The following is a 26608-nucleotide window of genomic DNA, read 5'->3' on the forward strand; positions in this document are numbered from 1 at the left end:
CGCTTCCACCGCCCGGCCCAACCGGAAACCCTTTGATTTCCTTCGCTTTCGTGGCATTTATCCGGGAGCGGCGGGGCGCTGGTTCGCCCGCATGAATCGTGAAAGCGCGGAGTACTGACATTGCGTCTGATCAGGTGGCTTGCGCCGCTTGCGCTGGCCCTCATGATGGTTGTCGGCGCGGCCCCGGCGCGTGCAGTTGATGCCGTCAGCGTCCGCAGCGACGCGCCCGCGATTGATCTCACCGCCGTTCTCGACCATCAGCGCAGCGACACCGACCGCATCCAGGTCTCGACCGCGCCCGGTACCGACGGCATCGTCCGCCGCATCGAGGTCCGCGCGCGCGAGGGCGGGCAATATTGGGTGGTGTTCGCGCTCGCCAACAACACCGACGACCAGCTCGACCGCCTGATCGTCGCGCCGCATTACCGCATCGTCTCGTCCGGCCTGTTCTGGCCGGATCTCGGCCTGTCGCGCATCGCCACCATCACACCGTCGGTCGGCGACCGTCCCGAGCGGCAGGAGAGCCCGACCGCGGATGTCTTCCGCATCACGCTCGATCCGGGCGCGGTCGTCACCTATGTCGCGGAATTGCGCACCGACAAGCTGCCGCAGCTCTATCTCTGGGAGCCCGAGTCCTACAAGGACAAGGTCAACTCCTTCACGCTCTACCAGGGCATCGTGATCGGCATTTCCGGCCTGCTGGCGCTGGTGCTGACGATCCTGTTCGTGGTCAAGGGCAGCATCATGTTTCCGGCGGCCGCCGCGCTCGCCTGGGCGGTGCTGGTCTATATCGGCGTCGATTTCGGCTTCTGGGGCAAAGTGCTGGACATGTCGAACAACGCCGAGCGCGTCTGGCGCGCGGCGGGCGAGGCGATATTGGCGGCGACGCTGCTCGTGTTCCTGTTCGCCTATCTCAATTTGAGTCGCTGGCATGTGCGCTATTCCCACATCACCATCGGCTGGCTGCTGTTCCTGGGATCGCTGGTGGCGCTGGCGCTGTTCGATCCCGCGGTGGCTTCCGGCATCGCGCGCATGTCGCTCGTCATGATCGCCTTCGCCGGCTTTGCGCTGATTGTCTATCTTTCGACCCACGGTTTTGACCGCGCCGTTCTCTTGATCCCGACCTGGTTCCTGCTGGTGGTCTGGGTGGTCGCGGCCGGCATGACGGTGGCGGGCAGTGTCACCAATGACATCGTTGGTCCGGCGCTGCTCGGCGGCCTCGTGCTGATAGTGATGCTGATCGGCTTCACGGTGATGCAGCATGCCTTTGCCGGCGGCGGCGCCACCACGGGCGTCGTCTCCGATGTCGAGCGGCGGGCGCTGGCGCTGACCGGCTCCGGCGACCTGATCTGGGACTGGGACGTCTCTGCCGACAAGGTGTTCACCAGCCCCGAGACCGAGGCCCTGCTCGGCCTGAAGCGCGGCACGCTGGAAGGGCCGGCGGCGAAATGGCTGGAGGTGCTGCATCCGCTCGACCAGGACCGTTTCCGTGCAGCACTTGACAGCGTGCTCGACCAGCGCCGCGGCCGCCTGGTGCAGGATTTCCGGCTGCGCACCCCGGACGGCCATTTCATGTGGTTCGCGCTGAAGGCGCGGCCTGTCGTCGGCTCCGACGGCGAGGTCTCGCGCGTGGTCGGCACGCTTACCGACGTCACCGACATCAAGAATTCCGAAGAGCGGATGCTGCATGACTCGGTCCACGACAATCTGACCGGCCTGCCGAACCGCAAATTGTTCATGGACCGGCTCAGCGCGGTCGCCAATCTCGCAAAGACCGTGCCGACGCTGCGGCCGACGTTGATGGTGATCGACCTCGACCGCTTCAAGCAGGTCAACGACTCCGTCGGCATGGCGGTCGGCGATTCCATCCTGCTGACGCTGGCGCGCCGCCTGACCCGCATCCTCAAACCGCAGGACACGCTGGCGCGATTGGCCGGCGACCAGTTCGGCCTGATCCTGTTGTCCGAGCAGGACCCAGCGCGGATCACCGCCTTTGCCGAAACCATCCGCAAGACCATCCGCGCGCCGATCGCCTTCAACGACCGCGAGATCTTCCTGACCGCTTCGATCGGGCTGGCGCTCTCCGACCCGCAGACGCAGCTCACCGACGAGATCATCAAGGACGCCGAGCTTGCGATGTATCACTCCAAGCGCATCGGCGGCGACCGCATCGACGTCTACAAGCCGGCGATGCGCGCGCGCAAGACCGACCGCCTGACGCTGGAGAGCGAGCTGCGCCGCGCCATCGAGCGGCAGGAGATCACGATCCTCTACCAGCCGATCGTGCGGCTCGAGGACCGTTCGATTGCCGGCTTCGAGGCCCTGTCGCGCTGGGACCATCCGAAACTCGGGCGGATGTCGCCGTCCGAATTCATCTCCATCGCGGAGGAGATCGGCCTGATCGTCGACCTCGGCACCTTCGTGATGGACCAGACCGCGCGGCAGCTTTCGATCTGGCAGCGCGCGATGCGGTCACGTGAGCCGATCTTTGCCTCCGTCAATGTCTCATCGCGGCAATTGCTGCGCCACGACCTGATCCACGACATCAGGACCGTGCTGTCGCGCTCCTCGGTCGCGCGCGGCACACTGAAGCTGGAATTGACGGAATCGCTGGTGATGGAAAATCCGGAGCACGCCGCGCAGATGCTGGCGCGCATCCGCGAGCTCGGCACCGGGCTGTCGCTGGATGATTTCGGCACCGGCCACTCCTCGCTGTCCTACTTGCAGCGCTTCCCGTTCGACACCATCAAGATCGACCAGTCCTTCGTCCGCACCACCAGCCGCGGCACCCGGCCCGTGATCCTGAAATCGATCATCGCGCTCGCCCACGACCTCGGCATGGACGTGGTGGCGGAAGGCGCGGAAACGGATTCGGATGCGGTCGAGCTCTACCAGCTCGGCTGCGAATACGCGCAGGGCTTCGCCTTCGGCGAGCCGATGGATGCCGACGCCGCAATGCGCCTGCTCACCGAGGAGCGGCTGGAAGCCGCGAGCTGATCCGTCGTCCCGGCCTTGAGCCGGCAACTGTCATGCCCCGCGGAGACCCGTAAGGTGGGCAAAGCGCAGCGTGCCCACCATCTCTCCACATTCTCGTTCCGGAATGGTGGGCACGCTGCGCTTTGCCCACCCTTACGTTTGCGACGGCCGAGCGCCACAACAAGCCCTGTAGTTATGGGCTCCCGCCTTCGCGGAAACGACGGACATCGCGAGGAAGCCGCTTGAACTTCACGCTGTTGCCGTCGGCCTGACGCGTGGCGGCGTAGCCGGCCTCGAGACAAGCTTCGCGCTGGGGCATCCTTTCCTGTGGACTGCGGAGGCTATCCCACCAGGAGGCGCGCTGCGCCGCGCGCGGCAGCGACGCGTCGATGATGGTCTCGATCTCCTCGAAGCTGAGCACCAGTTCGGTCAGCGTCTGCTTCTTCAGATAGTCCCGCAACGGGCCGTAATCGTTCACTTCAGGTCCTCAAGACTCGCGCCATCGCCGAAAAACGTCATGCACGCCAACCAATCGTTAACCCATTCGCGGTTCGCTGTCGCCGCTTAAGGCCGCAACAATGTTTCCGGTGCATGAAGGGGTGGCCCGGGACGAAACATGCCACACGAACGGCGACAACAAGCAAAGCGGCGCTGGCGGCTATCGACGAAGCTCCTGATCGCTTCCTCGGTCGCGACCGTGATCGGCTTTTCCACCATCTGCACCAGCGTCATGCTCGACATGCGCCACGGCGAGGAGGAACTGGCCCGGCAGACGCTGGAAAACCTCGCCTCAGGCATCGACGCCGATATCGGCCGCAATATCGAACTGTTCGACCTCTCGCTGCGCGCGGTCGCCGGCGCCATGGTAATGCCGGAGATCAAGGACGTCAGCAAGGAGGTCCGGCACCTGATCCTGTTCGACCACGCAGCCACCGCAAAGCACTTTGGCGCGATCCAGGTGTTCGACAGCACGGGGCGGTTGGTGGACGATGCATCGACGCTCGATCCCCTGGCGGAGAACCGCAGCGACGAAGAATATTTCCACATCCATCGCGACCAGCCCTATACCGGCCTCTACGTCTCAAAGCCGATGCTCCACCGCGGGGCCTATGCGATCGTGCTGAGCCGGCGCATCAGCGGTGAAGACGGAAGCTTTCTCGGCGTCGTCGCAGGCTCGATCCGCTTCAGCTATTTCCACGAACTGTTCGGACGGCTGACGCTTGCCCCCGGCGACGCCATCACCGTGCTGCGTCGCGACCGCACGATCATCATGCGCACGCCGTTCGATCTCGATGTCATCGGCACCAATCTGGCGGAGCGACCCAACTGGACGTCGGACAATCTGAAGAACAACGGCTCCTACTCCGGTGCGGGCCCGATCGACCCGACCCCGCGGCTCTATGTCCGTCGCAGCGGAAACGGCCCGCTGTTCACCGTGGTCGGAAAACCCCTGGACGGCGTCTTCAGCCTTTGGCGCAAGGAGGCGACCCGGATCGGCGCCATCATGGCGGCACTGGTCCTGTTCGTGCTCGGCACCACGCTGTTCCTGGCGCGCGAGATCGGCCGCCGCGCCGAGGCCGAGGAGAAGCTCGAGGAGCTTGCGACCACCGATGCACTGACCGGCCTGCGAAACCGGCGCAAGTTCGATGCCGATATCGATACGGAATGGCGCCGCGCCGGCCGGCATGAGACGCCGCTCGCGCTGCTCATCATCGACGCCGACCATTTCAAGGCCTTCAACGACACCTATGGTCACCAGGCCGGCGACCAAGTGCTGGTCGGCATCGCGATCTGCATTTCGGATTCGGTCCGGCGCGCCGGCGATTGCACGGCACGCCTGGGCGGCGAGGAATTCGCAGTGCTGCTGCCCGGCCAGAGCGCCGTGGAAGCATTCGGCGTGGCGGAGATGATCCGCCGAAAAGTCGAGCAATGGTGCGACGGTGAGACCATCACCACGGTCAGCATCGGGGTCGCGAGTCTCACGCCTCTGGCCGGCCAGAACTGGAGCGATCTGGTGGAAGCCGCCGACAGGGCGCTCTATGCCGCCAAGGCCAATGGCCGCAACCAGAGCGTGGTCGCCAGCCTGCAGGCGCTGTCGCTGGTAGCGTGAGGCGCCGCGTCACTGCTTCTCAGTCGGAGCCTGACATTTCTCAGCCGGAGCGTCGGCTAAGTCTTTGCGTCGGTCTCGTAACCGATCCAGATAGGCTTTGGCCTCATCCAGCCCGGCCTTGACCTTGTCGAACGCTGCCTCTGCCATTTCTCTTCCCGCACTCGTCATTGCGAGCGCAGCGAAGCAATCCATGGCTCCGCAAGTGGCGAAATGGATTGCTTCGCTTCGCTCGCAATGACAGCGATAGACAGCAAGTTGGACACTACTTCTCCATATACTTCCTCATCTCCGCCAGCAGGCCGTCGCGCAGTTCGGGGCGGCGCAGGCCATAGGCGAGGTTGGCGCGCAGGAAGCCGGCCTTGGAGCCGCAATCGTGGCGCTCGCCTTCGAACTCCACGCCATAGAATTTCTGCGTCTTCGCCAGCCCGATCATGGCATCGGTGAGCTGGATCTCGCCGCCGGCGCCGCGCTCCTGCGTCGCCAGGATTTCGAAAATCTCCGGCTGCAAAATATAGCGGCCGGTGATCGAGAGGTTGGAGGGCGCCGTGCCCTTCGGCGGCTTCTCCACCATGCCGTTGATCTCGAACATCGTGGGATGGGCGTGGCGCGGGCCGACGCCGCAGATGCCGTATTGGTGGGTGAGATGGTCGGGCACCTCCTCGACCGCGATCAGGTTTGACTTCTCGCCGAGCTTGCCCGCAGCCTCGATCATCTGGGCGAGGCAGCCCGGCGTGTTCAGCACCAGCTCGTCCGGCAGCACCACCGCAAAAGGCTCATTGCCGATAATGTCGCGGGCGCACCACACCGCGTGACCGAGCCCGTGCGGCGCCTGCTGGCGGGTAAAGCTGACGGCGCCCGCTTCGGGCTGGTTCTGCGCCAGGACATCCATCTCCGCTTTCTTGCCGCGCGCAACCAGCGTGGTGTCGAGCTCGAACATCCGGTCGAAATGGTCCTCGATGGTGGCCTTGTTGCGGCCGGTGACGAAGACGAAATGCTCGATCCCGGCCTCCTTCGCCTCGTCATACACGTATTGGATGAGCGGCTTGTCGACGATGGTCAGCATTTCCTTCGGCATTGCCTTGGTGGCGGGCAGGACCCGGGTGCCGAGACCGGCGACGGGGAAGACGGCTTTACGGATTCTCATGGGAATGTCGGGCGCCTTGAAATGTGTGAGACGGATATCGCATCTTGCTATCCGGTTTGCAGCCGGGAACAAAGGCGGATGTGTGATGCCACGTCGCTTTTGTCGTTGTGACAGATCAAAACAAAATCTCGCCTTTGTTAAGCTGTTGGAAACCGTCACAAGGCCTTCTGAACCAATCGTTGGAACGGGCAGATCGAGCCATGCGGCGGACGGGAACAGCGACCAAGAGCCGAACCATCGCGATGATAATCGCGGCGGTTCTGCTTGTTTCCAATCAGGCTCTCGCTCAGTCCCAGGGCGGGCTCGCGGATCTGCTCGGCGGCTTGTTTCCGGGATCCAAATCCTCGCCCCCACCGGAGGCTGCCGTTGGCACCGACGGCTCTGCTCCGCCCTGGAGCGGCGAGGACGGCGCGTCCGGTCACCCGCTGATGACGGCGGCCGCGATTCGGCAGGCAGCGGCCAATTTCGACAATTGTGTCGCCTCGATGTGGCCCGACGCGGCGCGACGCAACGTCACACGCGAGAATTTCGAGCGCTTCATCGCGGGGCTCACGCCCGACCTGCGCATCATGGATCTCTTGGATTCGCAGCCCGAATTCACCAAGGCGATCTGGGACTATCTCGACATCCTCGTGAACGACAACCGTCTCGCCAAGGGCCGCGAGATCCTCGCCAAGTACAAGGCGCAATTCGACGCCGCGGAAAAAGCCTATGGCGTCGACCGCTACGCGATCGCGGCGATCTGGGGCATCGAATCCAATTATTCGACCCAGATGGGCGACCGCAGCGTGGTGCAATCGACCGCCACGCTCGCCTGCATCGGCCGCCGGCAGGACTACTTCAAGGACGAATTCCTCTCGGCGCTGGAGATCCTCAATCGTGGCGATCTGCGCCCTGAGCAGCTCCGCGGCTCCTGGGCCGGCGCCTTCGGGCCAACGCAGTTTATGCCGACCGCGTTCAAGCGCTTCGCGGTCGATGCTGACGGTGACGGCAGGCGCGATGTCGTCGACAACCCGGCCGATCTGATCGCCTCGACCGCCAACAACCTGAAAAAGGACGGCTGGCAGACCGGCCAGAGCTGGGGCTACGAAGTCGTCGTTCCCAAGGACTTCAACTACATGATGGCCGACCGCGCCAAGGCGATGACGCTCGCGCAATGGCAGCAGCAGGGACTGCGGCGCGCCAACAACCAGCCGTTCCCGCGCTCGACCGACAAGGCCTATCTGCTCGCCCCTGCCGGCGCCGAAGGCCCGGGCTTTTTGATGATGCAGAATTTCCGGGTGATCATGAAGTACAACCCGGCCGAGGCCTATGCGCTGGCGATCGGCCATTTCGCCGACCGCCTGCGCGGCGGGCCGCCCTTCGTGCAGCCCTGGCCACGCCAGGAACGGGTGCTGTCGCGCGCCGAACGGCTGGAACTGCAACAACTGCTCGCCCAGCGCGGCTTCTACCGCGGCACGCCGGACGGCCAGATCGGCGGCCAGACCAGGGAAGCGCTGCGCAGTTTCCAGGCCTCGATCGGAACGCCCGCCGACGGATTTGCCACCTCCGACATGCTGGAGCGCCTGAGGGGGCGATAGGACCCCAAAAAATCACCTAAATACCGCTGTTTGGCCGCCGCCTTGACGACTTGGGCGGGTGCCGGATCCATGCTGGAAAATATGCCCGCTTGAGGCCCGATTCCGCTAGTATGGCGTTGTCTTCAAAATCCATTTCGACCGAGCTTTGATGCCGAAGCCAAAGTCCTTCCTGCGCGTGTTCACCGAGAGCGGCCCGCTGGTCGCGCTCGCGGTTGCGATCGCGCTTCTGGTCGGGATCGCCGGTCCCGCCTCGGCGCAGTTCTTCGGCTTTCCGGGCTTTGGCGGCCCACCGCAGCGCCAGGCGCCGCGCAACAATGGCGGCGGCTGGTTCGGCGGGGATTTCTTCGCTCCCTTCCAGCATGCGCCGCAGCAACAACAGCAGCAGCAACAGGCTCCGCGTCAGGATTTTTCGCGAGCGCCACCGCCGGCGAAGCGCGACACGGCGCCGGAGCGCAACGTGCTGGTGCTTGGCGATGCCATGGCGGACTGGCTCGCCTATGGCCTCGAGGACACCTATTCCGAACAGCCCGACATGGGCGTGATCCGCAAGCACAAGACCGTGTCCGGCCTGATCAAATACCAGCCCAAGGGCGAGCCCTCCGACTGGGCCGCCGCCGCGCGGAGCATCCTCGCCACCGAAAAGCCGGATGCGATCGTGGTGATACTCGGCCTCAATGACCGTGTCTCGATCCGCGAGCCTGTCGTCGAGAAGGACGACAAGAAAACCGAGAAGAAGGAAGACAAGAACACCCATGCGAAGGACACCAAGCCTTCGGATGGCACCGCCAAGCCGGATGACAAGCCGGTCGATACCGAATTGTCGCCCGAGGATGCCGCCGACGCGCCGCAGGCCGCGACGCCAGAGCGGAGCGCGCGTTCGGCGAACGGCGTCTATGAATTCCGCGACGAACGCTGGGTCGAGCTCTACAACAAGAAGATCGACGAACTGATCGGCGTGCTGAAGAGCAAGGGCGTGCCCGTCTTGTGGGTCGGCCTGCCGGCGATCCGCGGCCAGAAGGGAACGTCGGACATGCTGTTCCTGGATGCGCTGTACCGGGAAGGCGCGGCCAAGGCCGGCATCACCTATGTCGATGTCTGGGACGGCTTCGTCGACGAGGCCGGTCGCTTCATGCAGAAGGGCCCGGATTTCGAAGGCCAGACCCGCCAGCTCCGCACCTCGGACGGCGTCTTCTTCACCAAGGCCGGCGCGCGCAAGCTGGCGCATTACGTGGAGCGCGAGGTGACACGGCTGCTCGCGCGTTCCACACCGGTCGCGCTGCCGACCGAGCCGGCGACGCCGGACGCCAATGCTGCGCCCGGCCAGCCTGCGCGGCCATTGGCCGGACCAATCGTGCCGCTGGTCGCCTCCTCCGTCGGCACCGATCAGTTGCTCGGCGGGCCCGGCTCGCGTCCAGCCGCGGTCGATCCGCTCACGGCACGAACCCTGGTGAAGGGCGAACCGCTCGCGCCGCCCGCCGGCCGCGCCGACGATTTTGCCTGGCCGCGCCGCGAAATCGGTCGCGAGCAGGCCAAGGGCGAAACGCCGGTTGCCGCGACCACCCCCGAGGGGACTGGCGCCGGAACGGCGCCGGCGCCGACGGCCGCAGCTCCCGCGCCGCCAAAGCCGGCACCGCAGAAGCGTGTGTTCCGGCCGGCTCAGACCAATCCGCCGCCTGCCTCGACCTTTGGCGATTTCTTCGGCTCGCCACGCCAGCAGACGGCGCCGCCGCGTCCGCCGACGCCGATCGTCCCACGTCCACCGGCGGACGTCGGGCGATCCGCGGAAGCACCGTTCGGCAATTTCCTGAGATGGTGACGGCGTAGGGTGGGCAAAGCGACTTTTGCACCGCCGTTCTAACGAACGCCGGCGGAAGCGTGCCCACCATTCCGAGCGGAGCCATCGATGGTGGGCACGGCGCGAAGGGCGCCTTTGCCCACCCTTACGCCCCTAATCTAGTAGCGCCAGCGCGGTGGCGGGCGGCGCGGCGGCCGCGACAGCAATAGCCCGAGCGCCAAACCGAGGCCGCCGGCAACCAGCAAGGCGCCGATCGGATTGTCCTGCACGGTCTTGGTCAGCGCCTGCTGGCCGCTGCGAATAGTCTCGCCGCGATTCTCGTAAGTCTCCTTGGCGTAGTTGACGGCGGTGTCCGCGGCATCCTTGGCCTGGCCGTAAAGATTCTGCACCGCGCCGGCGGCTTCGCGCGCGCGGCCTGATGCTTCCGTCTTGCTGTCACCGGTCATTTCACCAACGGCGCCTTCCGCCTTGCCGGCAAACTCCTTGGCGGCACCAGCGATCCGATCAGTATCCATCGCGGTTACTCCTCTCCTTCTCCGGGAAAGTAACCGGCGAGCCCAGCCGCGGTTCCTGCGCCATCTTTTGCTTGAGCATGATCTTTTCGGAAAACCGGCGTCCACTTTTCCGGATCATGCTCTACAAAATCAGTCCGCCGTCGACGACGATGGTCTGGCCGATGATGTAGGCGGCGAGCGGCGAGGCCAGGAACAGCGCGGCACCCGCCATGTCCTGCGGCGTGCCGAGCCGCTTCAGCGGAATGCGCTCCAGCGCGCCTTCGAGCCGCTTCGGGTTCGCCGTCGTCACCCTGGTCATCTTGGTATCGACCAGACCCGGCGCGATGCCATTGACGCGGATGCCATCCTCGGCCCAGGCCTCGGCAAGCGTCCGCGTCAATCCGACCGCGCCGGTCTTCGAGGCGTTGTAAGCGGGATTTCCCATCGTCGAATGATAGGCGGCAGTCGAACTGACGATGATGAGCGAGCCTTTGCTCGCGCTCAGCATCGCCTGGAATTTGGTCGCACACGCCATCAAGCTCATGAGGTTGACCTCGACGACCTTGCGAAAGCCTTCCATCTCGAACTCGCCGCGGCGGTAGATCACCGCGCCCTGCGCCAGCACCAGCACATCGAGCCGGTCGAAGGTCGGCTTGAATTGCTCGATCGCATGAATGTCGCCGACGTCGAGCTGCGAGTATTCCAACCCTTCCAGATGCGAACCTTCTTCGGCCGAATAGTCGCTCGCCTTGGCGCGCGTGCCGCAGACATGCACGCGCGCGCCCTTGGCGCGAAATGCTTGCGCGATGCCGTTGCCGATGCCGCTGGAGCCGCCCACCACGAGAACCTGCCCGCCGCTGAAATCGAGTTCGTTCATCGCACGCTTTCTCCCTTGCTTCTTGCTTGTTTGACCTGTCTGCGGATCGATGCCAGCCTTGTCAATCCTGCAACCTGTTCCCTCATCCCACGAGTCACGCGATGTCCGAATTCAAACAGCTCAGCCGCTCTGTGCAAGGCTTGACCGTTCTCGTCACCGGCGCCGCCAGCGGCATGGGCCGCGCCACCGCGTTGGTATTCGCCACTGAGGGCGCCAACGTCGCCGTCACCGACATCACCGCCGAAGGCACGGAGGCGGTTGCGCAGGAGATCGGCAACAGCGGAGGGAAAGCAAAGGCGTGGGTGCTCGACGTCGCCGATCGCGATGCAATCCCGGCCGTGATTAACGGCGTCGCCGCGCATTTCGGCGGGCTCGACATCCTCGTCAACAACGCAGGTATCTCCGTGCGGGTCGCGATCGACGACGACGGCTATGACGAGGCCTGGGCAAAGGCGATCGCTGTGATGCTGACCGCGCATCAGCGCATCATCCGCACCGCTTTGCCGCATTTGCGAAAATCGAAATGCCCGCGCATCGTCAATATCGCTTCCACCGAAGCGCTCGGCGCTACCGCATTGCACAGTCCTTATTCCGCGGCGAAGGCCGGCGTCACCGGGCTGACACGCTCGCTTGCCGTGGAACTGGGCCGCGAGGGCATCACCGTGAACTGCGTCTGCCCGGGCCCGATCCGCACTGGAATTACCGACCGGATTCCGGAAGAGCATAAGACGATCTATGCCAAGCGCCGCACGGCGCTCGGCCGCTATGGCGAGCCGGAGGAGGTCGCGCACATGACCTTGAGCCTGTGCCTGCCGGCGGCGTCATTCCTGACCGGCGCGGTGATCCCGGTGGATGGCGGGCTGATGGCGCGAAACGCGTGATGCGCTGCAGCGTGTCCGAGCATCCTCGTGCAAGGGGCCATGCGCCGGCGCCGCGTTGACATGGCAACGTCACAGGATAGCCTTTCCTCAAACGAAGCGGAAAACCGCCTGCACATGAGGAGAGAACGCCATGGCCATCGCGATCCGGCAGCTCCACCCGCATTTTGTCGGTGAGGTCACAGGCCTCGATCTGCGAAAGCCGCTGACCAGGCAGGAAGCGATCGACGTCGAGGCGGCGATGGACAAATACGCGGTGCTCGTCTTCCACGACCAGGACATAACAGACGAGCAGCAACTGGCCTTTGCGCTGAACTTCGGCGAGCGCGAAAACGCGCGCGGCGGCAACGTGACCAAGAAGGAGGATTATCGCCTGTCCTCAGGGCTGAACGACGTCTCCAATCTCGGCAAGGACGGCAAGCCGCTGCCGAAGGATCACCGCACCCATCTGTTCAATCTCGGCAACTGCCTGTGGCATTCCGACAGTTCGTTCCGGCCGATCCCGGCGAAATTCTCGCTGTTGTCGGCGCGGGTGGTGAACTCGAAGGGCGGCAACACTGAATTCGCCGACATGCGCGCGGCCTATGACGCGCTTGATGACGAGACCAAGGCTGACATCGAGGACCTGATCTGCGAGCACTCGCTGATGTATTCACGCGGCTCGCTCGGCTTCCTCGACTATAGCGACGAAGAGAAGGAAATGTTCAAGCCGGTGCTGCAGCGCCTGGTGCGGACCCATCCGGTGCATCGCCGCAAGTCGCTCTACCTTTCATCGCACGCGGGCGCGGTGCGCGGCATGAGCATGCCGGAAGGCCGGCTGCTGCTGCGCGACCTCACCGAGCACGCGACCCAGCCGGAATTCGTCTATGTCCACAGGTGGAAGCTGCACGACCTCGTGATGTGGGACAATCGCCAGACCATGCATCGCGTCCGCCGCTACGACCAGTCGCAGCCGCGCGACATGCGCCGCGCCACCGTGGCCGGCACCGAGCCGACCGTGGCGCAGCAGGCTGCGGAGTAGCTGTCGTCCCGGGCTTGAGCTGGGCCCCATAACCACAAGTGTGCTATGAGGTGAGACTGGAGCCGCAAACTCCCCGCCTCTCCCCTTGTGGGAGAGGCCGGGATTTCACGCGGCACGCGGGAAATACCGGGTGAGGGGTTTGCCTCCGCGTGCGTTCGTCCCTCGGTAGACCGAGACCCCTCACCCGGATCACATTCCGCTTCGCTGCATGCGATCCGGCCTCTCCCACAAGGGGAGAGGCGGAGTAGAGCAAGCGGTTATTGCAGGGAAACAAGAAAGAGCGGGAGTTACGCGTGGCCAGCTTCGTTCGAGAGCATGCCGACGTCGATGCCGATCTTGCGCAGGGCACGGTCGTATTTGTCCTCGACGTCGTCGCCGAAGATCAATTCCGGATCGGCGTCGCAGTGCAGCCAGCCATTGTGCTGGATCTCGCTTTCGAGCTGCCCCGGGGCCCAGCCGGCATAGCCCAGGGCCAGGATCGCATGCTTGGGGCCGGAGCCCTTGGCGATCGCCTTCAGGATATCGACGGTTGCGGTCAGGCAAATCTCGTCGTCGATATTCAGCGTCGCATCCTGGATGTAGAAATCGCTGGAGTGCAGCACGAAGCCGCGGCCGGTATCGACCGGGCCGCCCTTCATTACCTTCATGGTCTCGGCATTTTCCGGCAGCTTGATCTGGTCGGCCTTCTGGATGATGTCGAGTTGCACCAACAGCCCCGGGAAATCGATGCTTCCGGCCGGACGGTTAACGATGATGCCCATAGCCCCCTCGGCGGAATGCGCGCACATGTAGATGACGGAGCGCTCGAAGCGGGGATCGCTCATAACCGGCATGGCGATCAGGATCTGGCCGTCGAGATAACCGCTGCCTGACGAATTGTCGCCGACGCCGGCCACCTTGCCGCGGGCGGTCTTTGGTGCTTTGCCTTCAGGAGTCATCTGAAAGGCCTCCATGCTGATTTGACATCCTGATATTGGGTGAGGCTTCTGTCAATCAAGCTCAACGCCGTATTCGCGCCATCCATCACACGCAATTCAATGGTTTACGAAAGAACCAGCCGGTAAAGACGTTCCATGATCGCCATAGTTCCCATGCGGGTTGCGCTCGGCCTGCTAGCCACTCTTTCAGTCGTCTGGCCTGCGACAGAGGTACGTGCCGAGGATTCCTCGCCCTGGCAGCGGGACGCCCATTCGGCGGTACGGCTGCTCGCAGGCTCGCGCAGCGGCGCGGTTTTGCTAGGCGGTATAGCCATCCAACTCGAGCCCGGTTGGAAAACTTATTGGCGTACCCCCGGCGATTCCGGCGTGCCGCCGCGTTTCGATTTCTCGAAGTCGGAAAATGTCGACGCGGTGACGGTGTTATGGCCGGCGCCGATGAAATTTGACGACGGCGCCGGCGGCACCTCGCTCGGCTACAAGCACCAGGTGGTGCTACCGCTTCGGATCGTCGCCAAGAGTGCCGACAAGCCGCTGATGCTGCGCGCCAACATCAATTATGCGGTGTGCGAGAAGCTGTGCATTCCTGTGGAGACCAGCGTCGAGCTTGCCTTTGCGAGCGTCGCCTCTACCGAGGACGGCGCGCTGTCATCCGCGCTCGACACCGTGCCGAAGCCGGCCAATATCGGCGATCCCAACCCGGTCACGATCCGCGATGTCAAACGCAGCGGCAAGTCGACCGTGCTGGTCGATGTCGCCGCGCCCGAAGGCAAGGAGGTCAGCCTGTTCGTCGAGGGACCGACGCCGGACTGGGCCCTGCCGGTGCCGAAACTCGAGCCGAACTCGCCACCCGGCGTGAAACGGTTCTCCTTCGAGCTCGACGGCCTGCCGCCGGGCGCCAATCCGGACGGCGCCGCGCTGAAATTGACCCTGGTCGGCGGCGACCGCGCCTACGAATTCAACACCAATCTGGATTGACCCCTGTAGCCCGGGTGAAGCGCAGCGCAACCCGGGAACAGCGGCGCACGCAGAAAGACCGGCCCCGGATTGCGCTGCGCTCCATCCGGGCTACGGTTTCACCGCTATCCACCGAACCCATTCTTAACGTTTCGTTGATACTTCACGGCCCTCGCCGCCGCTTTTTCCGGAACTTCGCCTTGGCCGTGATGGACGCCCAATCCGCAACCGCTTCGCCCACGGGCATGATGGCGCGCATGCGCGGCCTGATCGGCGGCTCGGGCGAGGCATCCGTCACGCGGCGGCTCGCGGGGACGATCTTCGTCATCCGCGTCGTCAGCGCGGTCGCCGCCTATCTCTCGCAAATCCTGCTCGCACGCTGGATGGGCAGTTCGGATTATGGCGTCTATGTCTATGTCTGGACCTGGGTGCTGCTGCTCGGCAGCATGATGGATTTCGGCATTTCGGCCTCGGCGCAGAAGCTCATTCCGGAATACCGCACGGCAGGCGAGCACGCGCTATTGCGCGGCTTTCTCTCCGGCAGCCGCTGGCTGACTTTTGCGGTGTCGACCGCGGTCTCGCTATTGCTCGCAGGCCTCGTCAGGCTGCTGTCGCCGTGGATCGGCACGGACACGGTCGTGCCGCTTTATATCGGCTGCCTGACGCTGCCGGCGTTCGTGGTCGCCAATACTCAGGACGGGATTGCCCGTTCGCATGACTGGATGCGGCTCGGGCTGATGCCGCAATTCATCGTGCGCCAGGCACTGATCATCGGGTTCACCGCCGGCGCTGTCGTGCTCGGCTTCGATCTCGGCGCCACCGCCGCCATGCTCGCCAGCGCCGCGGCGGTGTGGATCGCCATGATCGGCCAGATGCTGGTGCTGAACCGCAGGCTCGCGGCCCATGTCGAGCCCGGCGAGAAGGCCTACGACGTCAGCGGCTGGCTTGCGGTCTCGCTGCCGATCCTGCTGGTCGAAAGCTTTTATCTCCTGCTGTCCTACACCGATGTGCTGGTGCTGCAGCAGTTCCGCTCCTCCGAGGAGGTCGGCGTCTATTTCGCCGTGGTGAAGACGCTGGCGCTGGTGTCCTTCATCCACTATGCGATGGCGGCGACGACGGCGCATCGCTTCGCCGAATACAACGCACTCGGCGACAAGGCGCGGCTGTCGGCCTATGTCGCCCATGCGATCCAGTGGACGTTCTGGCCTTCGCTCGCCGCGACCATCCTGCTGCTCGCCTTCGGCAAGCCGCTGCTCTGGCTGTTCGGGCCGCAATTCGTCGTCGGCTATGACATCATGTTCCTGGCGGCGATCGGGCTCGTGGTGCGCGCCGCGATCGGCCCGGTCGAGCGGCTCCTCAACATGCTCGGCCACCAGAAGATCTGCGCGCTCGCCTACGCGCTCGCCTTCGTCATGAACCTGGTACTGTGCGTCGCGCTGGTGCCGCACTTCGGCGGCCATGGCGCCGCCATAGCTATATCGACCTCGCTAAGCTTTGAGACGGTGCTCTTGTTCTGGATCGTCCGCCGGCGGCTCGGGCTGCACGTGCTGGCGTTCGGGAAGATCGGTTCCAGGCCATAGCAATTCCTGCTGACGCGGCGTATATTTTCAACATGACCGCAGCACACCTAAAAGATCTTCTGGAACGTGTTCGGACGTGGCCCGAAGCCGCGCAGGATGAGCTCGTTGCCGTCGCAGAGCAAATCGAGAATGAACTGCGAAGCGACGAGTATGTCGCGACGCATGAGGAACTGCTGGCGATCGATGCCGCGATAGCCTCGATCGACGCCGGCGAAGTCGCTACCGAGCGCGAGGTCGAGGCCGCCTTTGCGAAGTTTCGTCCGAAATGAAGCTTGTCTGGTCTCGGCGAGCGCTCGCTGATCTGACCGAAATCGCGACTTACTATTCGACCAACGCCAGTCCGACTATAGCCAGATCCATTGAGGATCGATTTCTGGTCGTGTTAGACCGCATTCGCCGCGCACCCGAGTCAGCGCCACGGGTCTCCCAACGCTCCTCTGTCCGCGTCGTTGCAGTCGTCCGCTATCCGTTCAGGATTTTCTATCGAGTCCGCGGCGATGCCGTCGACGTTCTACACATCCGCCACACGTCGCGGCGTCCCTTCGTTCCAACCGGGTTGGAGTGATAGGGTCATGTCCCCTCCCGACCGACGTCGAGAGGGACACGCGAGAAAGGCCCTACTCCGCGGTCCAGCCGCCATCGATGGAGTAGTTCGAGCCGGTGATCTGCGCCGCGTCGTCGCTGCACAGAAACAGTGCGAGCGAGGCGACCTGGTCGGCGGTGACGAATTCCTTGGTGGGCTGGGCCTGGAGCAGCACGTCCTTGATGACCTGCTCCTTGGTCATGTTGCGCGCCTTCATGGTCTCCGGAATCTGGTGCTCGACCAGCGGCGTCCAAACATAGCCCGGGCTGATGCAGTTGCAGGTGATCTTGAAGGTCGCGAGTTCGAGCGCCACCGTCTTGGTGAGGCCGGCGATGCCGTGCTTGGCGGAGACATAGGCCGACTTGAAGGGCGAGGCGACCAGCGAATGCGCGGAGGCGGTGTTGATGATGCGGCCCCAGCCGCGCTTCTTCATGCCCGGAATCGCGGCGCGGATACCGTGAAACGCCGACGACAGGTTGATGGCGATGATCGCATCCCACTTCTCGATCGGAAATTCCTCGATCGGGGAGACGAACTGGATGCCGGCATTGTTGACGAGGATGTCGACCGAACCGAAGGTCTTTTCGCCGAGCGCGATCATTTCGGCGATCTCGGCGGGCTTGGTCATGTCGGCCGGCGAATAGGCGGCCTTGACCTTGAAATCGGTCTCGATGCCGGAGCGCTCCCGCTCGATATCGGCCGGCACGCCCATGCCATTGATGACGACATTGGCCCCAGCGCTGGCGAATTTGCGCGCGATCGCCAATCCGATGCCGCTGGTTGAGCCGGTCACGACGGCGGTCTTGCCTGTCAACGTAGCCATATCTGCTTCACTCCTTCTTGCGTGCGGGGAACGGATCGACGTCCCCCGTGAGATCGTAGGTCACCATGGTTTCGCCGGACTGCGGTCGTTCTAGCCATTCTTTGTGACGCATCGACAAATGCACGTCGCGGACGCCCGCCTCCCAGTGCTCGACCATGGCGACATGGGAGAAGTCGTAATCCTTCGACGACGTCTCGTAGTTCTTGCTCCGGTAGATCAGGTGCACCACCGTGACGGTGTTCTCCTTGGAGGCCTGCCGCAGCAATTCAACGGAGGGGTCGTTCTTCAGATAATCCGGCAGCTTGCCGATGAGGTCGCGCACCGCCATGCGCGCATTGTGGATCTGCCTGTTCTTGTCGGTGTTCATCCGCGTGCGGCTGGAATAGCGGATGTCCTTTTCGCGCTCGGCCGCTTCGAGCAGCGAGTTCGGCAACGGCCCGCGGGCGCTGAACAGGTCGACCTGGAAGATCAGGAGATCGCGGCGGGTCTCCTCATCAAGCACGAAGTCGAGCGGAGTGTTGGAGGCGATGCCGCCATCCCAGTAATGCTCGCCCTCGATGAGGACGGACGGGAAGCCGGGCGGGAGCGCGCCGGAGGCCATGATGTGCTCGGGGCCGATCTTCTTGCCGAGCTTCTTGAACTCGTAATTGTCGAAATACCTGAAATTGCCCGAGGTCACGCCGACCGCGCCGACCGAAAGCCGGGTCTTGAGATCGTTGATGCGGTCGAAATCGACCAGCCGCTCCAGCGTCTTCTTCAGCGGCGCGGTGTCGTAATAGCTCTGCGACTCCGAGCTGCCCATGGGCCAGAACGGCGCCGGCGGGATCCGCGGCGCGAAGAAGCCGGGGACGCCGAATGTCGCGATGATGGCGGCGCTGGTCTCGTTGAACAAGGTGCGGGCGCGGTCGCCGGGCGTGACCGGATTCCAGGATACCGGACGCGATACCATCTCCCAGAATTCCTTCAAGCGCGGCAAGCGTTTGTCCGGCTCGTTGCCGGCAATGATCGCGGCATTGATGGCGCCGATCGAGATGCCGGCAATCCATTCCGGCTCGAAGCCGGCGCGACAGAGCGCCTGAAACGCTCCGGCCTGATAGGAGCCAAGGGCGCCGCCGCCCTGCAGGACCAATACGCGCTGCGCCTTGGCGGGCGTCGTGGCGGGCGCGGGATCGGAAGTATCCATCGTGACCGTCAATTAGTGGGGCATAACGGCGTGCACCGTGGCCGCAGTTCGCGACCGCGTCAATCGGCCTGATCGAGGCTTTCGATCACACAGAGTTAGGTTGACGCCAGGATCAGCGTCCAGAACACCTTGTATTTGGTGTTCGGTGCGTAGCTCGCCGCGATGCCTAATTTTGTGACACCGCCCTTGAGCATATTGGCCTTGTGCGGCGGCGAATCGCGCCAGCCGGAAAACGCTTCCGCCAGCGTATGATAGCCGGCCGAGACGTTTTCGACCGCCACCGTCGCTGGATAGCCGGAGCCTTCCAGCCTTTTGCCGAGCGGCGCCTTCACGTCATGGTCCATCTTGTTGCGGGCCGCCATGGCCTGCGACTGCTGCTCGGCGAGCTTCACGAGCGCAGGGTCCACCACCACGGTGCCGAGGCCGTTGTTCTGGCGATATTGCGAGATCATGGTCGCGGCGGCCTGGGTGTCCAGGACAGCGCCGGGTGCAGCCATGTTGACATACATGGCCGGCTGTTCCGGAAGTGGAGTGTCTGTCGCGCAGCCGCCCAGCACCAGAAGCCCAAGAAGGGCGACCGTCGTCCGTTTCACTGAAAGGATTCCCCCAAGGTTGGTCCGCCGTTGTTGCATACCAACCGTGGCTGAATGGTGAACGCGGGACGATTTTTTGCGGCGGCGGTTGCCGTCCGCGAGGTCCCGTAGCCCGGATGAAGCGAAGCGTAATCCGGGGCTTTCTCGCAAGCGGATGCAGATCCCGGGTTGCGCTTCGCTTCACCCGGGCTACAGGGCTAATCGTGAACTGCGAAGATGCGGTAGCGGCGGGGCTCCAGCGAGATGACTTCGCCGGCCTGCAGTTCCCGGTCGCGCGGCGCATCGATCTCGATCACGGTCTTGCCTTCGCTGTCGGCAAGCGCGACCTCGGCACGCTGGATCGGGCCGAAGGAACGGACACGGCGCACCGCCCCTTCCAGCGATCCGCCCCCCGCCGGGCCGATCTGCATGTCATGGCGGCGCACGAACAATTTGGAGGCGCCGGGCGCCGCGCCATTGGCGGCGATGTTGAGCGGCCTGCCGCCGAGCCGGACCGCGCCGTCGCTGACATCGACCGGCAGCACGATGGATTCGCCGATGAAGCCGTGGACGAAGGCCGTCGCCGGATTGTCATAAACCTCACCGGGGGTGCCGATCTGCTCGATACGGCCCTTGTCCATGACCACCACGCGGTTGGCGACCTCGAGCGCCTCTTCCTGGTCATGGGTGACGAAGATCGAGGTGACGTGAATTTCCTGATGCAGCGAGCGCAGCCATTGCCTGAGCTCCTTGCGCACCTTGGCATCCAGCGCGCCGAAGGGCTCGTCGAGCAGCAGGATGCGCGGCTCGATTGCGAGCGCACGGGCGAGCGCGATGCGCTGGCGCTGGCCGCCGGATAGCTGGCTGGGAAAGCGATCCGACAGCCAGTCGAGCTGCACGAGATCAAGCAGCTCCTTGACGCGGGCGCGGATCGCCTTCTCGTCCTTGCGGATCGCGCGCGGCTGCACGCGCAGGCCGAAGGCGACGTTCTCGAACACCGTCATGTGGCGGAACAGCGCGTAGTGCTGGAACACGAAGCCGACATGGCGCTCGCTGGCGCCCCGGCCAAGCGCATCCTCGCCGTCGATCGTCACTTCGCCCGCCTCGGGCCAGTCGAGACCGGCAATGATCCGGAGCAGCGTGGTCTTGCCGGAGCCGGACGGCCCGAGCAGCGCCAACAGCTCGCCGTCGCCGACCTTCAGGCTGACATTATCGAGCGCTGCGAAATCGCCGAACTTCTTTACGATATTTTTGACTTCAATCGTCACTGACCATCTGCCCTTCGTCCAGACGCCGTTCGAGGATCGTCTTCACGACCAGCGTGATCAACGCCAGCATCGCAAGCAGCGACGCGATCGCGAACGACGCCACGAACTGATATTCATTATAGAGGATTTCGACCAGCAGCGGCATGGTGTTGGTCTCGTTGCGGATATGGCCCGAGACCACCGACACCGCACCGAACTCGCCCATCGCGCGCGCGTTGCACAACAGGACGCCGTAGAGCAGGCCCCATTTGATGTTGGGCAAAGTGACGCGGAAAAAGGTCTGCAGCCCTGACGCGCCCAGTGAAACCGCCGCTTCCTCCTCTTGCGTGCCCTGCTCCTGCATCAACGGGATCAACGCGCGCGCGACGAAGGGGAAGGTCACGAAGATGGTGGCGAGCGCAATGCCGGGCACAGCAAACAGAATGTGGATGTTGTGCGCCTGCAGCCATGGCCCGAAGAAGCCCTGCGCGCCGAACAGCAGCACGAAGACCAGGCCCGAGATCACGGGGCTGACGGAAAACGGCAGATCGATCAGCGTGATCAAAAAAGTCTTGCCGGCAAAATCGAATTTCGAGATCGCCCAGGCCGCAATCACGCCGAAAATCAGGTTGAGGCTGACGGAGATCGCCGCGATCAGAAGCGTCAACCAGATCGCCGAGAGCGCCTCCGGCTCGGTGAGCGCGACGAAATAGGCCGTGACGCCGCGCGAAAACGCCGACGCGAACACCACGACCAGTGGCAGCACCACGAACACGGTGAGGAAGATCAGCGCCAGCGCGACGATCAGGAAGCGGATCGGCCGGGGCTCGGTGCGCAGATCCCGCTTCGAGGCCGCCGTGTGCGGGCGTACCTTCTCCCGCTGCGACGGCGGCGAGACGACATTGAGGTCTGCCGTCGGGGCGTAGGCCCGCACCTGCGTGGTGGAGGAGGCCAGATTCGATTGCAGCGACATCGATGCTGGCCCCTCAGTGGGTGGGAATGCGGGTCTGCGCCCAGCGCTGCAGGCGATTGACCGCGAAAATGATGACGAAGGAAGCCAGCAGCATGACCACCGCGATCGCGGTGGCATCCGCATAGCGAAATTCGGAGAGCCGGATCACGATCAACAATGGCGCGATCTCGGAGACATTCGGCAGATTACCGGCAATGAAGATCACCGAGCCATATTCGCCGACGGCACGGGCAAAGGCGAGCGCAAAGCCGGTGAGGAGCGCCGGGATCAGGCTCGGCAGGATCACGCGAAACACCGTGTGCCAGCGGTTGGCGCCGAGGCTTGCCGCGGCCTCCTCGATCTCGGGATCGAGATCGATCAGCACAGGCTGTACCGTCCGCACCACGAAGGGAATGCCGATGAAGACCATGGCGACGAAAATGCCGATCGGCGTGAACGCGACCTTGATGCCCAGTTCGGCAAGCGGCGCGCCTAACCAGCCCTTCTGCGCAAAGAGCTGGGTCAGCGCGACGCCGGCAACCGCGGTCGGCAGCGCGAAGGGAATGTCGACGATCGCATCGAACAGCCGCCGTCCCGGAAAGCGGTAGCGCACCAGCGCCCAGACGATGATCGTGCCCATCACCAGATTGACGCAGGCCGCGGCAAACGAAAGCCCGAACGAAATCTTCAGTGCGCTCAGGGTGCGGCGGCTGGTGACGATGCCCCAGAACTGATCGAAGCTCAGCTCAAACGTCTTGAGAAACAGACCCGCGAGCGGAATCAGGACGATAACGGAGAGCCACGTCAGGGTCAGTCCCATCGTGAGACCGAATCCCGGCAAAGTGCTGCGCCGTGCAACCGCTGTGCTCACCTATCCCCCTGCTTCTGCCCCCACGGGCCCGACCAGATCAATTCTTGTAGATCTGGTCGAAGATGCCGCCCTCGGCGAAGTGCTCCTTCTGCGCCTTGGTCCAACCACCGAAAACGTCGTCGATGGTAAAAAGTTCAACCTTGGCGAAGGATTTCTCGTATTCCTTGGCAATCTCCGGATCGCGCGGACGGTAAGAATTGCGCGCGGCGATTTCTTGGCCTTCCCTGGTATACCAATATTTCAGATAGGCCTCGGCGATCGCCCTGGTGCCCTTCTTGTCCGCAACCGCATCGACGATCGCGAGCGGCGGCTCGGCGAGGATCGACAGCGGCGGCGAGACGATCTCGAACTTGTCCTTGCCGAATTCGCGCTGCGCCAGAAACGCCTCGTTTTCCCAGGCGAGCAGCACGTCGCCGACGCCGCGCTCGACAAAGGTGACGGTCGAGCCGCGTGCACCGGTGTCGAGCACGGGCACGTTCTGATAGAGGTCGGCGACGAACTTCTTGGCCTTGTCGGCGGAGCCGAACTTCTTCTGTGCGTAGCCCCAGGCGGCGAGATAATTCCAGCGCGCGCCGCCCGAGGTCTTCGGGTTCGGCGTGATGACGGCAACGCCCGGCTTGATCAGGTCGTCCCAATCCTTGATGCCCTTGGGATTGCCCTTGCGCACCAGGAAAACGATGGTCGAGGTGTAGGGTGCGGCATTCTGCGGCAGGCGCTTCTGCCAGTCCGGTGCGATCAGGCCTTTGGCTGCGACCGCGTCGACGTCGTAAGCGAGCGCGAGCGTGACCACGTCGGCCTGCAGGCCGTCGATCACGGCGCGCGCCTGCGAGCCGGAGCCGCCATGCGACTGCTTGATCTCGACGGTCTTGCCGGTCTCCTTCTGATAGGCGGCGGCAAACGCCTTATTGAAATCGGCATAGAGCTCACGCGTCGGATCGTAGGACACGTTGAGCAGCGAGTAATCGGCGGCGAAGGCCGAACCCGCCCACAGCAAGCCCGCGACGAGCGGCAGGATACGACGGATCATCTCTATCTCCATTCAAATCAGATGAAGCAACACCGGAGCACGCGGAACATAACTCGCGGCGGAGAACGCTTTAGTCAACGGAACCGCATTTCATTGTTTGCGGCGTGGCAGCGTCATTGTCCTAAGAAGTCTTCATCGTATGAATGCCGCATTCTGTCTTGGCACGGCCGCGCCAGCGACCGGCGCGCACCTCCTCATCAGGCGCGGTGCGGCTGGTGCAGGGCATGCAGCCGACGGACATGTACCCGGAGGCAATAAGCGGATGCGGCGGCAGCTTGCCGTCCCGGTAGATCGCTTCAATCTCTTCGCGCGTCGCGTTGGCGAAGGGATTGAATTTCAGGCGGACGCCGTCTTCCTCGACCACGGGAATGTCGGCGCGGGCGCCGCCCTGAAAGCGCTTGCGCCCATTGAGCCAGGCCGCGAACGGCGCCAGCGCGCGCGAGAGCGGCTCGACCTTGCGGATGCGGCAGCAGGCGTCGGGATCGGAGAACCAGAGATCGCGCTCGGGATCTTCGCGACCAAGCGTCTCCTCGAGCGGCTTGATCGAGCGAACATCGGTCAGACCAAGCGTGTCGATCAGCGTGTCGCGATAGGCAAGCGTTTCCGCGAACAGCCAGCCTGTATCGAGAAAGATCACGGGGATGGCCGGATCGACATCGGCCATCACCTTCAGCAGCGCCGCCGATTCCGTGCCGAACGACGAGACCAGCGCAAGGCGCTCGCGGCCGACCGTCTTCAACGCGGTCTCGATGACCTCGAACGGCGTCGCCGCGCACAGGGCGCGATTGAGCTCCTGCGCCGACCGCGCCTCGACCGGCATCTCGGGCGCGAGCGTGCTCATGGGCTGGCGCTTTCGGAATGGCGCAATTGCGTGCGGCGGCTCAGCGCGGTGGCGCGGCCGTCGCCGGTCGGCTGGTAGAATACGGTGTAGCGTTTCACCGTCTCCGCGAAGGCGTCCGCATCCTTTTCCTTCTTCACGTCGAGCGCGTCGAAGCCGGCGCGCAGCATGAACACGAACTGGTCGCGAAGCACCTGGCCGGTGGCGCGCAATTCGCCGTTGAAACGATAGCGCTCACGGAGCAGCCGCGCCTGGCTATAAGCGCGGCCGTCGCGGAAGGACGGAAACACCAACGCGACCGCAGCGAGCCGATCGAGATAGGGCACGAGATCGTCGAGGTCACGGTTATTGGGCCAGATCACGCCGACCTTGCCCGGCCGCTGCAGCAGCGCCTCGGAATCTTCGAGGAAGCGCGCCGCCGTCACCAGGATCGCGCCATCAGCCGGAATCTCCGCGCCATCGGCGACATGGACGTAGATGTCGGTTGCGATTTTTCCGTTCTTAACGAGTGGCATAGACCCGCTCCCTGAAAGGTTCGACGCCGAGCCGCTTGACCGTGTCGATGAAGAGTTCATCGGGGGAATCGCGCAGCGCCAGATAAGCCTCGACGATGTCCTCGACCACGTCGGCGACCTCGGCATAGGGCACCGAGGGGCCGATCAGCGTGCCGAGCGCGGCACTCTCATCGGCGCGGCCACCGATCGTGATCTGGTAAAATTCCTCGCCGTTCTTCTCGACACCCAGGATGCCGATATGGCCGACATGGTGGTGGCCGCAGGCATTGATGCAGCCGGAGATGTTGATGTGCAGCCGGCCGATCAGGCCTGCGGTATCATGATTGGCAAAGCGCCGCGTCAATTCCTGCGCGATCGGGATCGAGCGCGCGTTCGCGAGCGAGCAGTAGTCGAGCCCCGGGCAGGCGATGATGTCGGAGACCAGGTTCACGTTCGGCGTCGCGAGCCCGACCTTGTCGAGCGCCTTCCACAGCGCCGGCAGGTCGCGCTTGGCGACATGCGGCAGCGCCAGGTTCTGCTCATGGCCGACCCGAATCTCGCCGAAGGAATAGCGATCGGCGAGATCGGCGATCACGTCCATCTGCTCGGCGGTGGCGTCGCCGGGCGGGCCGCCGACCGGCTTCAGCGACAGCGTCACGATCGAATAGCCCTGCACCTTGTGCGGAAACACCGAGTTCTTGCGCCAGCGCTCGAACAGCGGATCATGCGCCGCCTGCTTGAGCTCGTCAGGCATATGCGGCAGCTTCTCGTAGGCGGGATAGCTGAAACGCGAGCGCACTTCCTCGATCGCGGCGTCGTCAAGCGTCAGCGCGCTGTCGCGCAATAGCTGCCACTCTTCCTCGACTTCCTTGCCGAACTTCTCGATGCCGAGTTCGTGCACCAGAATCTTGATGCGCGCCTTGTAGATGTTGTCGCGGCGGCCATACTGGTTGTAGACGCGCAGGATCGCCTCGACATAGCTCAGGATGTCGCGGCCGTGCACGAACGGCTTGATGCTCTTGGCGATGAACGGCGTGCGGCCGAGCCCGCCACCGACCAGCACCTCGAAGCCGGTCTCGCCATCGGCGTTCTTGTGCAGCCGCAGGCCGATGTCGTGGATCTTGATCGCGGCGCGGTCGTGATCGGACGCGGTGATCGCGATCTTGAACTTGCGCGGCAGGAACGAGAATTCCGGATGCAGCGTCGTATGCTGCCTGAGCAGCTCTGACCAAATGCGGGGATCCTCGACCTCGCCGGGCGCGACGCCCGCCCACTGGTCCGAGGTGACGTTGCGCATGTTGTTGCCGGAAGTCTGCATGGCGTGGATGCCGACTTCGGCAAGATCGGCGAGCGCGTCCGGCAGCTCGGCGAGCTTGATCCAGTTGAACTGGATGTTTTGCCGCGTCGTGAAGTGGCCGTAACCGCGATCGTAGCGGCGCGCGACATGGGCAAGCGCGCGCAGTTGCTTTGACGACAGCGTGCCATAGGGGATCGCGACGCGGAACATATAGGCGTGGAGCTGCAGATACACGCCGTTCTGCAATCGCAGGATCTTGAATTCGTCCTCGGTGAGTTCGCCGGAAAGGCGGCGCTTCACCTGGTCGCGGAATTCTTCGACACGTTCGTGAAGGAGCGTGCGATCGAGTTCGTCATATGCGTACATGAGGGAGA

25 protein-coding genes are annotated in these 26608 nt (G+C 64.0%); 10 read left to right on the forward strand and 15 right to left on the reverse strand.

Annotated elements, in window-relative coordinates:
- Window positions 1-120 precede the first annotated feature (120 nt).
- Entirely contained in the window at window positions 121-2997 is a 2877-nt protein-coding gene (locus ACZYOF_RS17000; protein WP_165421127.1) for an EAL domain-containing protein, read from the forward strand.
- A gap of 172 nt (window positions 2998-3169) precedes the next feature.
- Here ACZYOF_RS17000 and ACZYOF_RS17005 read toward each other — a convergent pair whose 3' ends face one another.
- Window positions 3170-3454: a DUF7662 domain-containing protein gene (locus ACZYOF_RS17005; RefSeq protein ID WP_463716479.1), complete on the reverse strand. Its 285-nt coding sequence runs from the start codon at window positions 3452-3454 to the stop codon at window positions 3170-3172.
- Window positions 3455-3592: 138 nt separating this feature from the next.
- On the opposite strand from ACZYOF_RS17005, the gene ACZYOF_RS17010 reads away from it, so the two are divergent.
- Window positions 3593-5086 carry a GGDEF domain-containing protein gene (locus tag ACZYOF_RS17010; RefSeq protein WP_282527430.1) on the forward strand — a complete coding sequence of 498 codons (1494 nt, stop codon included), beginning with the start codon at window positions 3593-3595 and terminating at the stop codon, window positions 5084-5086.
- A 262-nt stretch (window positions 5087-5348) separates the two neighbouring features.
- Here ACZYOF_RS17010 and ACZYOF_RS17015 read toward each other — a convergent pair whose 3' ends face one another.
- The gene (locus ACZYOF_RS17015; protein ID WP_130579028.1) at window positions 5349-6230 is read right to left on the reverse strand and encodes a UTP--glucose-1-phosphate uridylyltransferase; all 882 of its coding nucleotides are present in this window, start codon (window positions 6228-6230) and stop codon (window positions 5349-5351) included.
- Between the two features lie 200 nt (window positions 6231-6430).
- On the opposite strand from ACZYOF_RS17015, the gene ACZYOF_RS17020 reads away from it, so the two are divergent.
- Window positions 6431-7810 carry a lytic murein transglycosylase gene (locus ACZYOF_RS17020; RefSeq protein WP_394566346.1) on the forward strand — a complete coding sequence of 460 codons (1380 nt, stop codon included), beginning with the start codon at window positions 6431-6433 and terminating at the stop codon, window positions 7808-7810.
- A gap of 148 nt (window positions 7811-7958) precedes the next feature.
- Window positions 7959-9626 carry an SGNH/GDSL hydrolase family protein gene (locus tag ACZYOF_RS17025; protein WP_463716480.1) on the forward strand — a complete coding sequence of 556 codons (1668 nt, stop codon included), beginning with the start codon at window positions 7959-7961 and terminating at the stop codon, window positions 9624-9626.
- Between the two features lie 137 nt (window positions 9627-9763).
- Here the strand turns inward: ACZYOF_RS17025 and ACZYOF_RS17030 are convergent, their stop codons facing one another.
- Both ACZYOF_RS17030 and ACZYOF_RS17035 read right to left on the reverse strand, forming a co-directional pair.
- On the reverse strand, window positions 9764-10120 hold the full coding sequence (locus ACZYOF_RS17030) for a CsbD family protein (RefSeq protein WP_130579460.1): 357 nt from the start codon (window positions 10118-10120) through the stop codon (window positions 9764-9766).
- A gap of 121 nt (window positions 10121-10241) precedes the next feature.
- Entirely contained in the window at window positions 10242-10976 is a 735-nt protein-coding gene (locus ACZYOF_RS17035) for an SDR family NAD(P)-dependent oxidoreductase (RefSeq protein ID WP_130579459.1), read from the reverse strand.
- A 101-nt stretch (window positions 10977-11077) separates the two neighbouring features.
- Between ACZYOF_RS17035 and ACZYOF_RS17040 the strand changes: the two genes are divergently transcribed.
- The gene (locus tag ACZYOF_RS17040) at window positions 11078-11857 is read left to right on the forward strand and encodes an SDR family NAD(P)-dependent oxidoreductase (RefSeq protein WP_165421145.1); all 780 of its coding nucleotides are present in this window, start codon (window positions 11078-11080) and stop codon (window positions 11855-11857) included.
- A gap of 130 nt (window positions 11858-11987) precedes the next feature.
- On the forward strand, window positions 11988-12875 hold the full coding sequence (locus ACZYOF_RS17045) for a TauD/TfdA dioxygenase family protein (protein WP_130579458.1): 888 nt from the start codon (window positions 11988-11990) through the stop codon (window positions 12873-12875).
- Between the two features lie 287 nt (window positions 12876-13162).
- On the opposite strand, the gene ACZYOF_RS17050 is transcribed toward ACZYOF_RS17045, so the two are convergent.
- Window positions 13163-13813, reverse strand: coding sequence for a YqgE/AlgH family protein (locus ACZYOF_RS17050; RefSeq protein ID WP_130579457.1), 651 nt, complete (start codon window positions 13811-13813; stop codon window positions 13163-13165).
- 135 nt (window positions 13814-13948) lie between these two features.
- Here ACZYOF_RS17050 and ACZYOF_RS17055 point away from each other — a divergent pair, with 135 nt between their 5' ends.
- From ACZYOF_RS17055 to ACZYOF_RS17070, 4 genes are all read left to right on the forward strand, one after another.
- Entirely contained in the window at window positions 13949-14788 is an 840-nt protein-coding gene (locus tag ACZYOF_RS17055) for a protein-disulfide reductase DsbD domain-containing protein (RefSeq protein ID WP_130579456.1), read from the forward strand.
- A 179-nt stretch (window positions 14789-14967) separates the two neighbouring features.
- Window positions 14968-16347 (forward strand): lipopolysaccharide biosynthesis protein, encoded by a 1380-nt coding sequence (locus ACZYOF_RS17060; protein ID WP_463716481.1) that lies wholly within the window; start codon window positions 14968-14970, stop codon window positions 16345-16347.
- 32 nt (window positions 16348-16379) lie between these two features.
- Complete coding sequence (locus ACZYOF_RS17065) at window positions 16380-16616, forward strand: hypothetical protein (RefSeq protein ID WP_130579455.1); 237 nt, start codon at window positions 16380-16382, stop codon at window positions 16614-16616.
- Window positions 16613-16912: a type II toxin-antitoxin system RelE/ParE family toxin gene (locus ACZYOF_RS17070; RefSeq protein ID WP_463716482.1), complete on the forward strand. Its 300-nt coding sequence runs from the start codon at window positions 16613-16615 to the stop codon at window positions 16910-16912. Before ACZYOF_RS17065 ends, ACZYOF_RS17070 begins: the two co-directional genes overlap by 4 nt.
- Before the next feature lie 52 nt (window positions 16913-16964).
- On the opposite strand, the gene ACZYOF_RS17075 is transcribed toward ACZYOF_RS17070, so the two are convergent.
- The 10 genes from ACZYOF_RS17075 to ACZYOF_RS17120 all read right to left on the reverse strand — a co-directional run bounded on the left by ACZYOF_RS17075 (window position 16965) and on the right by ACZYOF_RS17120 (window position 26600).
- Window positions 16965-17753, reverse strand: a complete 789-nt coding sequence (locus ACZYOF_RS17075) for a 3-hydroxybutyrate dehydrogenase (protein ID WP_463716483.1) — start codon at window positions 17751-17753, stop codon at window positions 16965-16967.
- A gap of 7 nt (window positions 17754-17760) precedes the next feature.
- Entirely contained in the window at window positions 17761-18936 is a 1176-nt protein-coding gene (locus tag ACZYOF_RS17080) for a DUF3734 domain-containing protein (RefSeq protein WP_130579452.1), read from the reverse strand.
- 95 nt (window positions 18937-19031) lie between these two features.
- The gene (locus tag ACZYOF_RS17085) at window positions 19032-19568 is read right to left on the reverse strand and encodes a CAP domain-containing protein (protein WP_207234479.1); all 537 of its coding nucleotides are present in this window, start codon (window positions 19566-19568) and stop codon (window positions 19032-19034) included.
- Window positions 19569-19726: 158 nt separating this feature from the next.
- Complete coding sequence (locus tag ACZYOF_RS17090) at window positions 19727-20776, reverse strand: sulfate/molybdate ABC transporter ATP-binding protein (RefSeq protein WP_130579450.1); 1050 nt, start codon at window positions 20774-20776, stop codon at window positions 19727-19729.
- Complete coding sequence (gene cysW, locus ACZYOF_RS17095) at window positions 20766-21728, reverse strand: sulfate ABC transporter permease subunit CysW (RefSeq protein ID WP_130579449.1); 963 nt, start codon at window positions 21726-21728, stop codon at window positions 20766-20768. Before cysW ends, ACZYOF_RS17090 begins: the two co-directional genes overlap by 11 nt.
- A gap of 13 nt (window positions 21729-21741) precedes the next feature.
- Window positions 21742-22548, reverse strand: coding sequence for a sulfate ABC transporter permease subunit CysT (cysT, locus tag ACZYOF_RS17100; protein WP_165421146.1), 807 nt, complete (start codon window positions 22546-22548; stop codon window positions 21742-21744).
- A 67-nt stretch (window positions 22549-22615) separates the two neighbouring features.
- A complete protein-coding gene (locus ACZYOF_RS17105) occupies window positions 22616-23605 on the reverse strand; it encodes a sulfate ABC transporter substrate-binding protein (RefSeq protein WP_165421143.1) in 990 nt (329 codons plus the stop codon).
- Window positions 23606-23726: 121 nt separating this feature from the next.
- A complete protein-coding gene (locus tag ACZYOF_RS17110; RefSeq protein WP_130579446.1) occupies window positions 23727-24446 on the reverse strand; it encodes a phosphoadenylyl-sulfate reductase in 720 nt (239 codons plus the stop codon).
- Window positions 24443-24958, reverse strand: coding sequence for a DUF934 domain-containing protein (locus tag ACZYOF_RS17115; RefSeq protein WP_130579444.1), 516 nt, complete (start codon window positions 24956-24958; stop codon window positions 24443-24445). Before ACZYOF_RS17115 ends, ACZYOF_RS17110 begins: the two co-directional genes overlap by 4 nt.
- Window positions 24945-26600 (reverse strand): nitrite/sulfite reductase, encoded by a 1656-nt coding sequence (locus ACZYOF_RS17120; RefSeq protein ID WP_463716484.1) that lies wholly within the window; start codon window positions 26598-26600, stop codon window positions 24945-24947. Before ACZYOF_RS17120 ends, ACZYOF_RS17115 begins: the two co-directional genes overlap by 14 nt.
- Window positions 26601-26608 lie beyond the last annotated feature (8 nt).

The sequence above is a fragment of the Bradyrhizobium sp. LeoA1Lang genome, assembly GCF_055413685.1.

What these genes read in the sequence shown, in the direction of transcription:
- ACZYOF_RS17010 (WP_282527430.1), top strand. Translation starts at nt 3,593, where the DNA reads ATGCCACACGAACGGCGACAACAAGCAAAGCGGCGCTGGCGGCTATCG.
- ACZYOF_RS17015 (WP_130579028.1), bottom strand. Translation starts at nt 6,230, where the DNA reads ATGAGAATCCGTAAAGCCGTCTTCCCCGTCGCCGGTCTCGGCACCCGG.
- ACZYOF_RS17020 (WP_394566346.1), top strand. Translation starts at nt 6,431, where the DNA reads ATGCGGCGGACGGGAACAGCGACCAAGAGCCGAACCATCGCGATGATA.
- ACZYOF_RS17025 (WP_463716480.1), top strand. Translation starts at nt 7,959, where the DNA reads ATGCCGAAGCCAAAGTCCTTCCTGCGCGTGTTCACCGAGAGCGGCCCG.
- ACZYOF_RS17030 (WP_130579460.1), bottom strand. Translation starts at nt 10,120, where the DNA reads ATGGATACTGATCGGATCGCTGGTGCCGCCAAGGAGTTTGCCGGCAAG.
- ACZYOF_RS17035 (WP_130579459.1), bottom strand. Translation starts at nt 10,976, where the DNA reads ATGAACGAACTCGATTTCAGCGGCGGGCAGGTTCTCGTGGTGGGCGGC.
- ACZYOF_RS17040 (WP_165421145.1), top strand. Translation starts at nt 11,078, where the DNA reads ATGTCCGAATTCAAACAGCTCAGCCGCTCTGTGCAAGGCTTGACCGTT.
- ACZYOF_RS17045 (WP_130579458.1), top strand. Translation starts at nt 11,988, where the DNA reads ATGGCCATCGCGATCCGGCAGCTCCACCCGCATTTTGTCGGTGAGGTC.
- ACZYOF_RS17050 (WP_130579457.1), bottom strand. Translation starts at nt 13,813, where the DNA reads ATGACTCCTGAAGGCAAAGCACCAAAGACCGCCCGCGGCAAGGTGGCC.
- ACZYOF_RS17055 (WP_130579456.1), top strand. Translation starts at nt 13,949, where the DNA reads ATGATCGCCATAGTTCCCATGCGGGTTGCGCTCGGCCTGCTAGCCACT.
- ACZYOF_RS17065 (WP_130579455.1), top strand. Translation starts at nt 16,380, where the DNA reads ATGACCGCAGCACACCTAAAAGATCTTCTGGAACGTGTTCGGACGTGG.
- ACZYOF_RS17070 (WP_463716482.1), top strand. Translation starts at nt 16,613, where the DNA reads ATGAAGCTTGTCTGGTCTCGGCGAGCGCTCGCTGATCTGACCGAAATC.
- ACZYOF_RS17075 (WP_463716483.1), bottom strand. Translation starts at nt 17,753, where the DNA reads ATGGCTACGTTGACAGGCAAGACCGCCGTCGTGACCGGCTCAACCAGC.
- ACZYOF_RS17080 (WP_130579452.1), bottom strand. Translation starts at nt 18,936, where the DNA reads ATGGATACTTCCGATCCCGCGCCCGCCACGACGCCCGCCAAGGCGCAG.
- ACZYOF_RS17085 (WP_207234479.1), bottom strand. Translation starts at nt 19,568, where the DNA reads ATGCAACAACGGCGGACCAACCTTGGGGGAATCCTTTCAGTGAAACGG.
- cysW (WP_130579449.1), bottom strand. Translation starts at nt 21,728, where the DNA reads ATGTCGCTGCAATCGAATCTGGCCTCCTCCACCACGCAGGTGCGGGCC.
- ACZYOF_RS17105 (WP_165421143.1), bottom strand. Translation starts at nt 23,605, where the DNA reads ATGATCCGTCGTATCCTGCCGCTCGTCGCGGGCTTGCTGTGGGCGGGT.
- ACZYOF_RS17110 (WP_130579446.1), bottom strand. Translation starts at nt 24,446, where the DNA reads ATGAGCACGCTCGCGCCCGAGATGCCGGTCGAGGCGCGGTCGGCGCAG.
- ACZYOF_RS17115 (WP_130579444.1), bottom strand. Translation starts at nt 24,958, where the DNA reads ATGCCACTCGTTAAGAACGGAAAAATCGCAACCGACATCTACGTCCAT.
- ACZYOF_RS17120 (WP_463716484.1), bottom strand. Translation starts at nt 26,600, where the DNA reads ATGTACGCATATGACGAACTCGATCGCACGCTCCTTCACGAACGTGTC.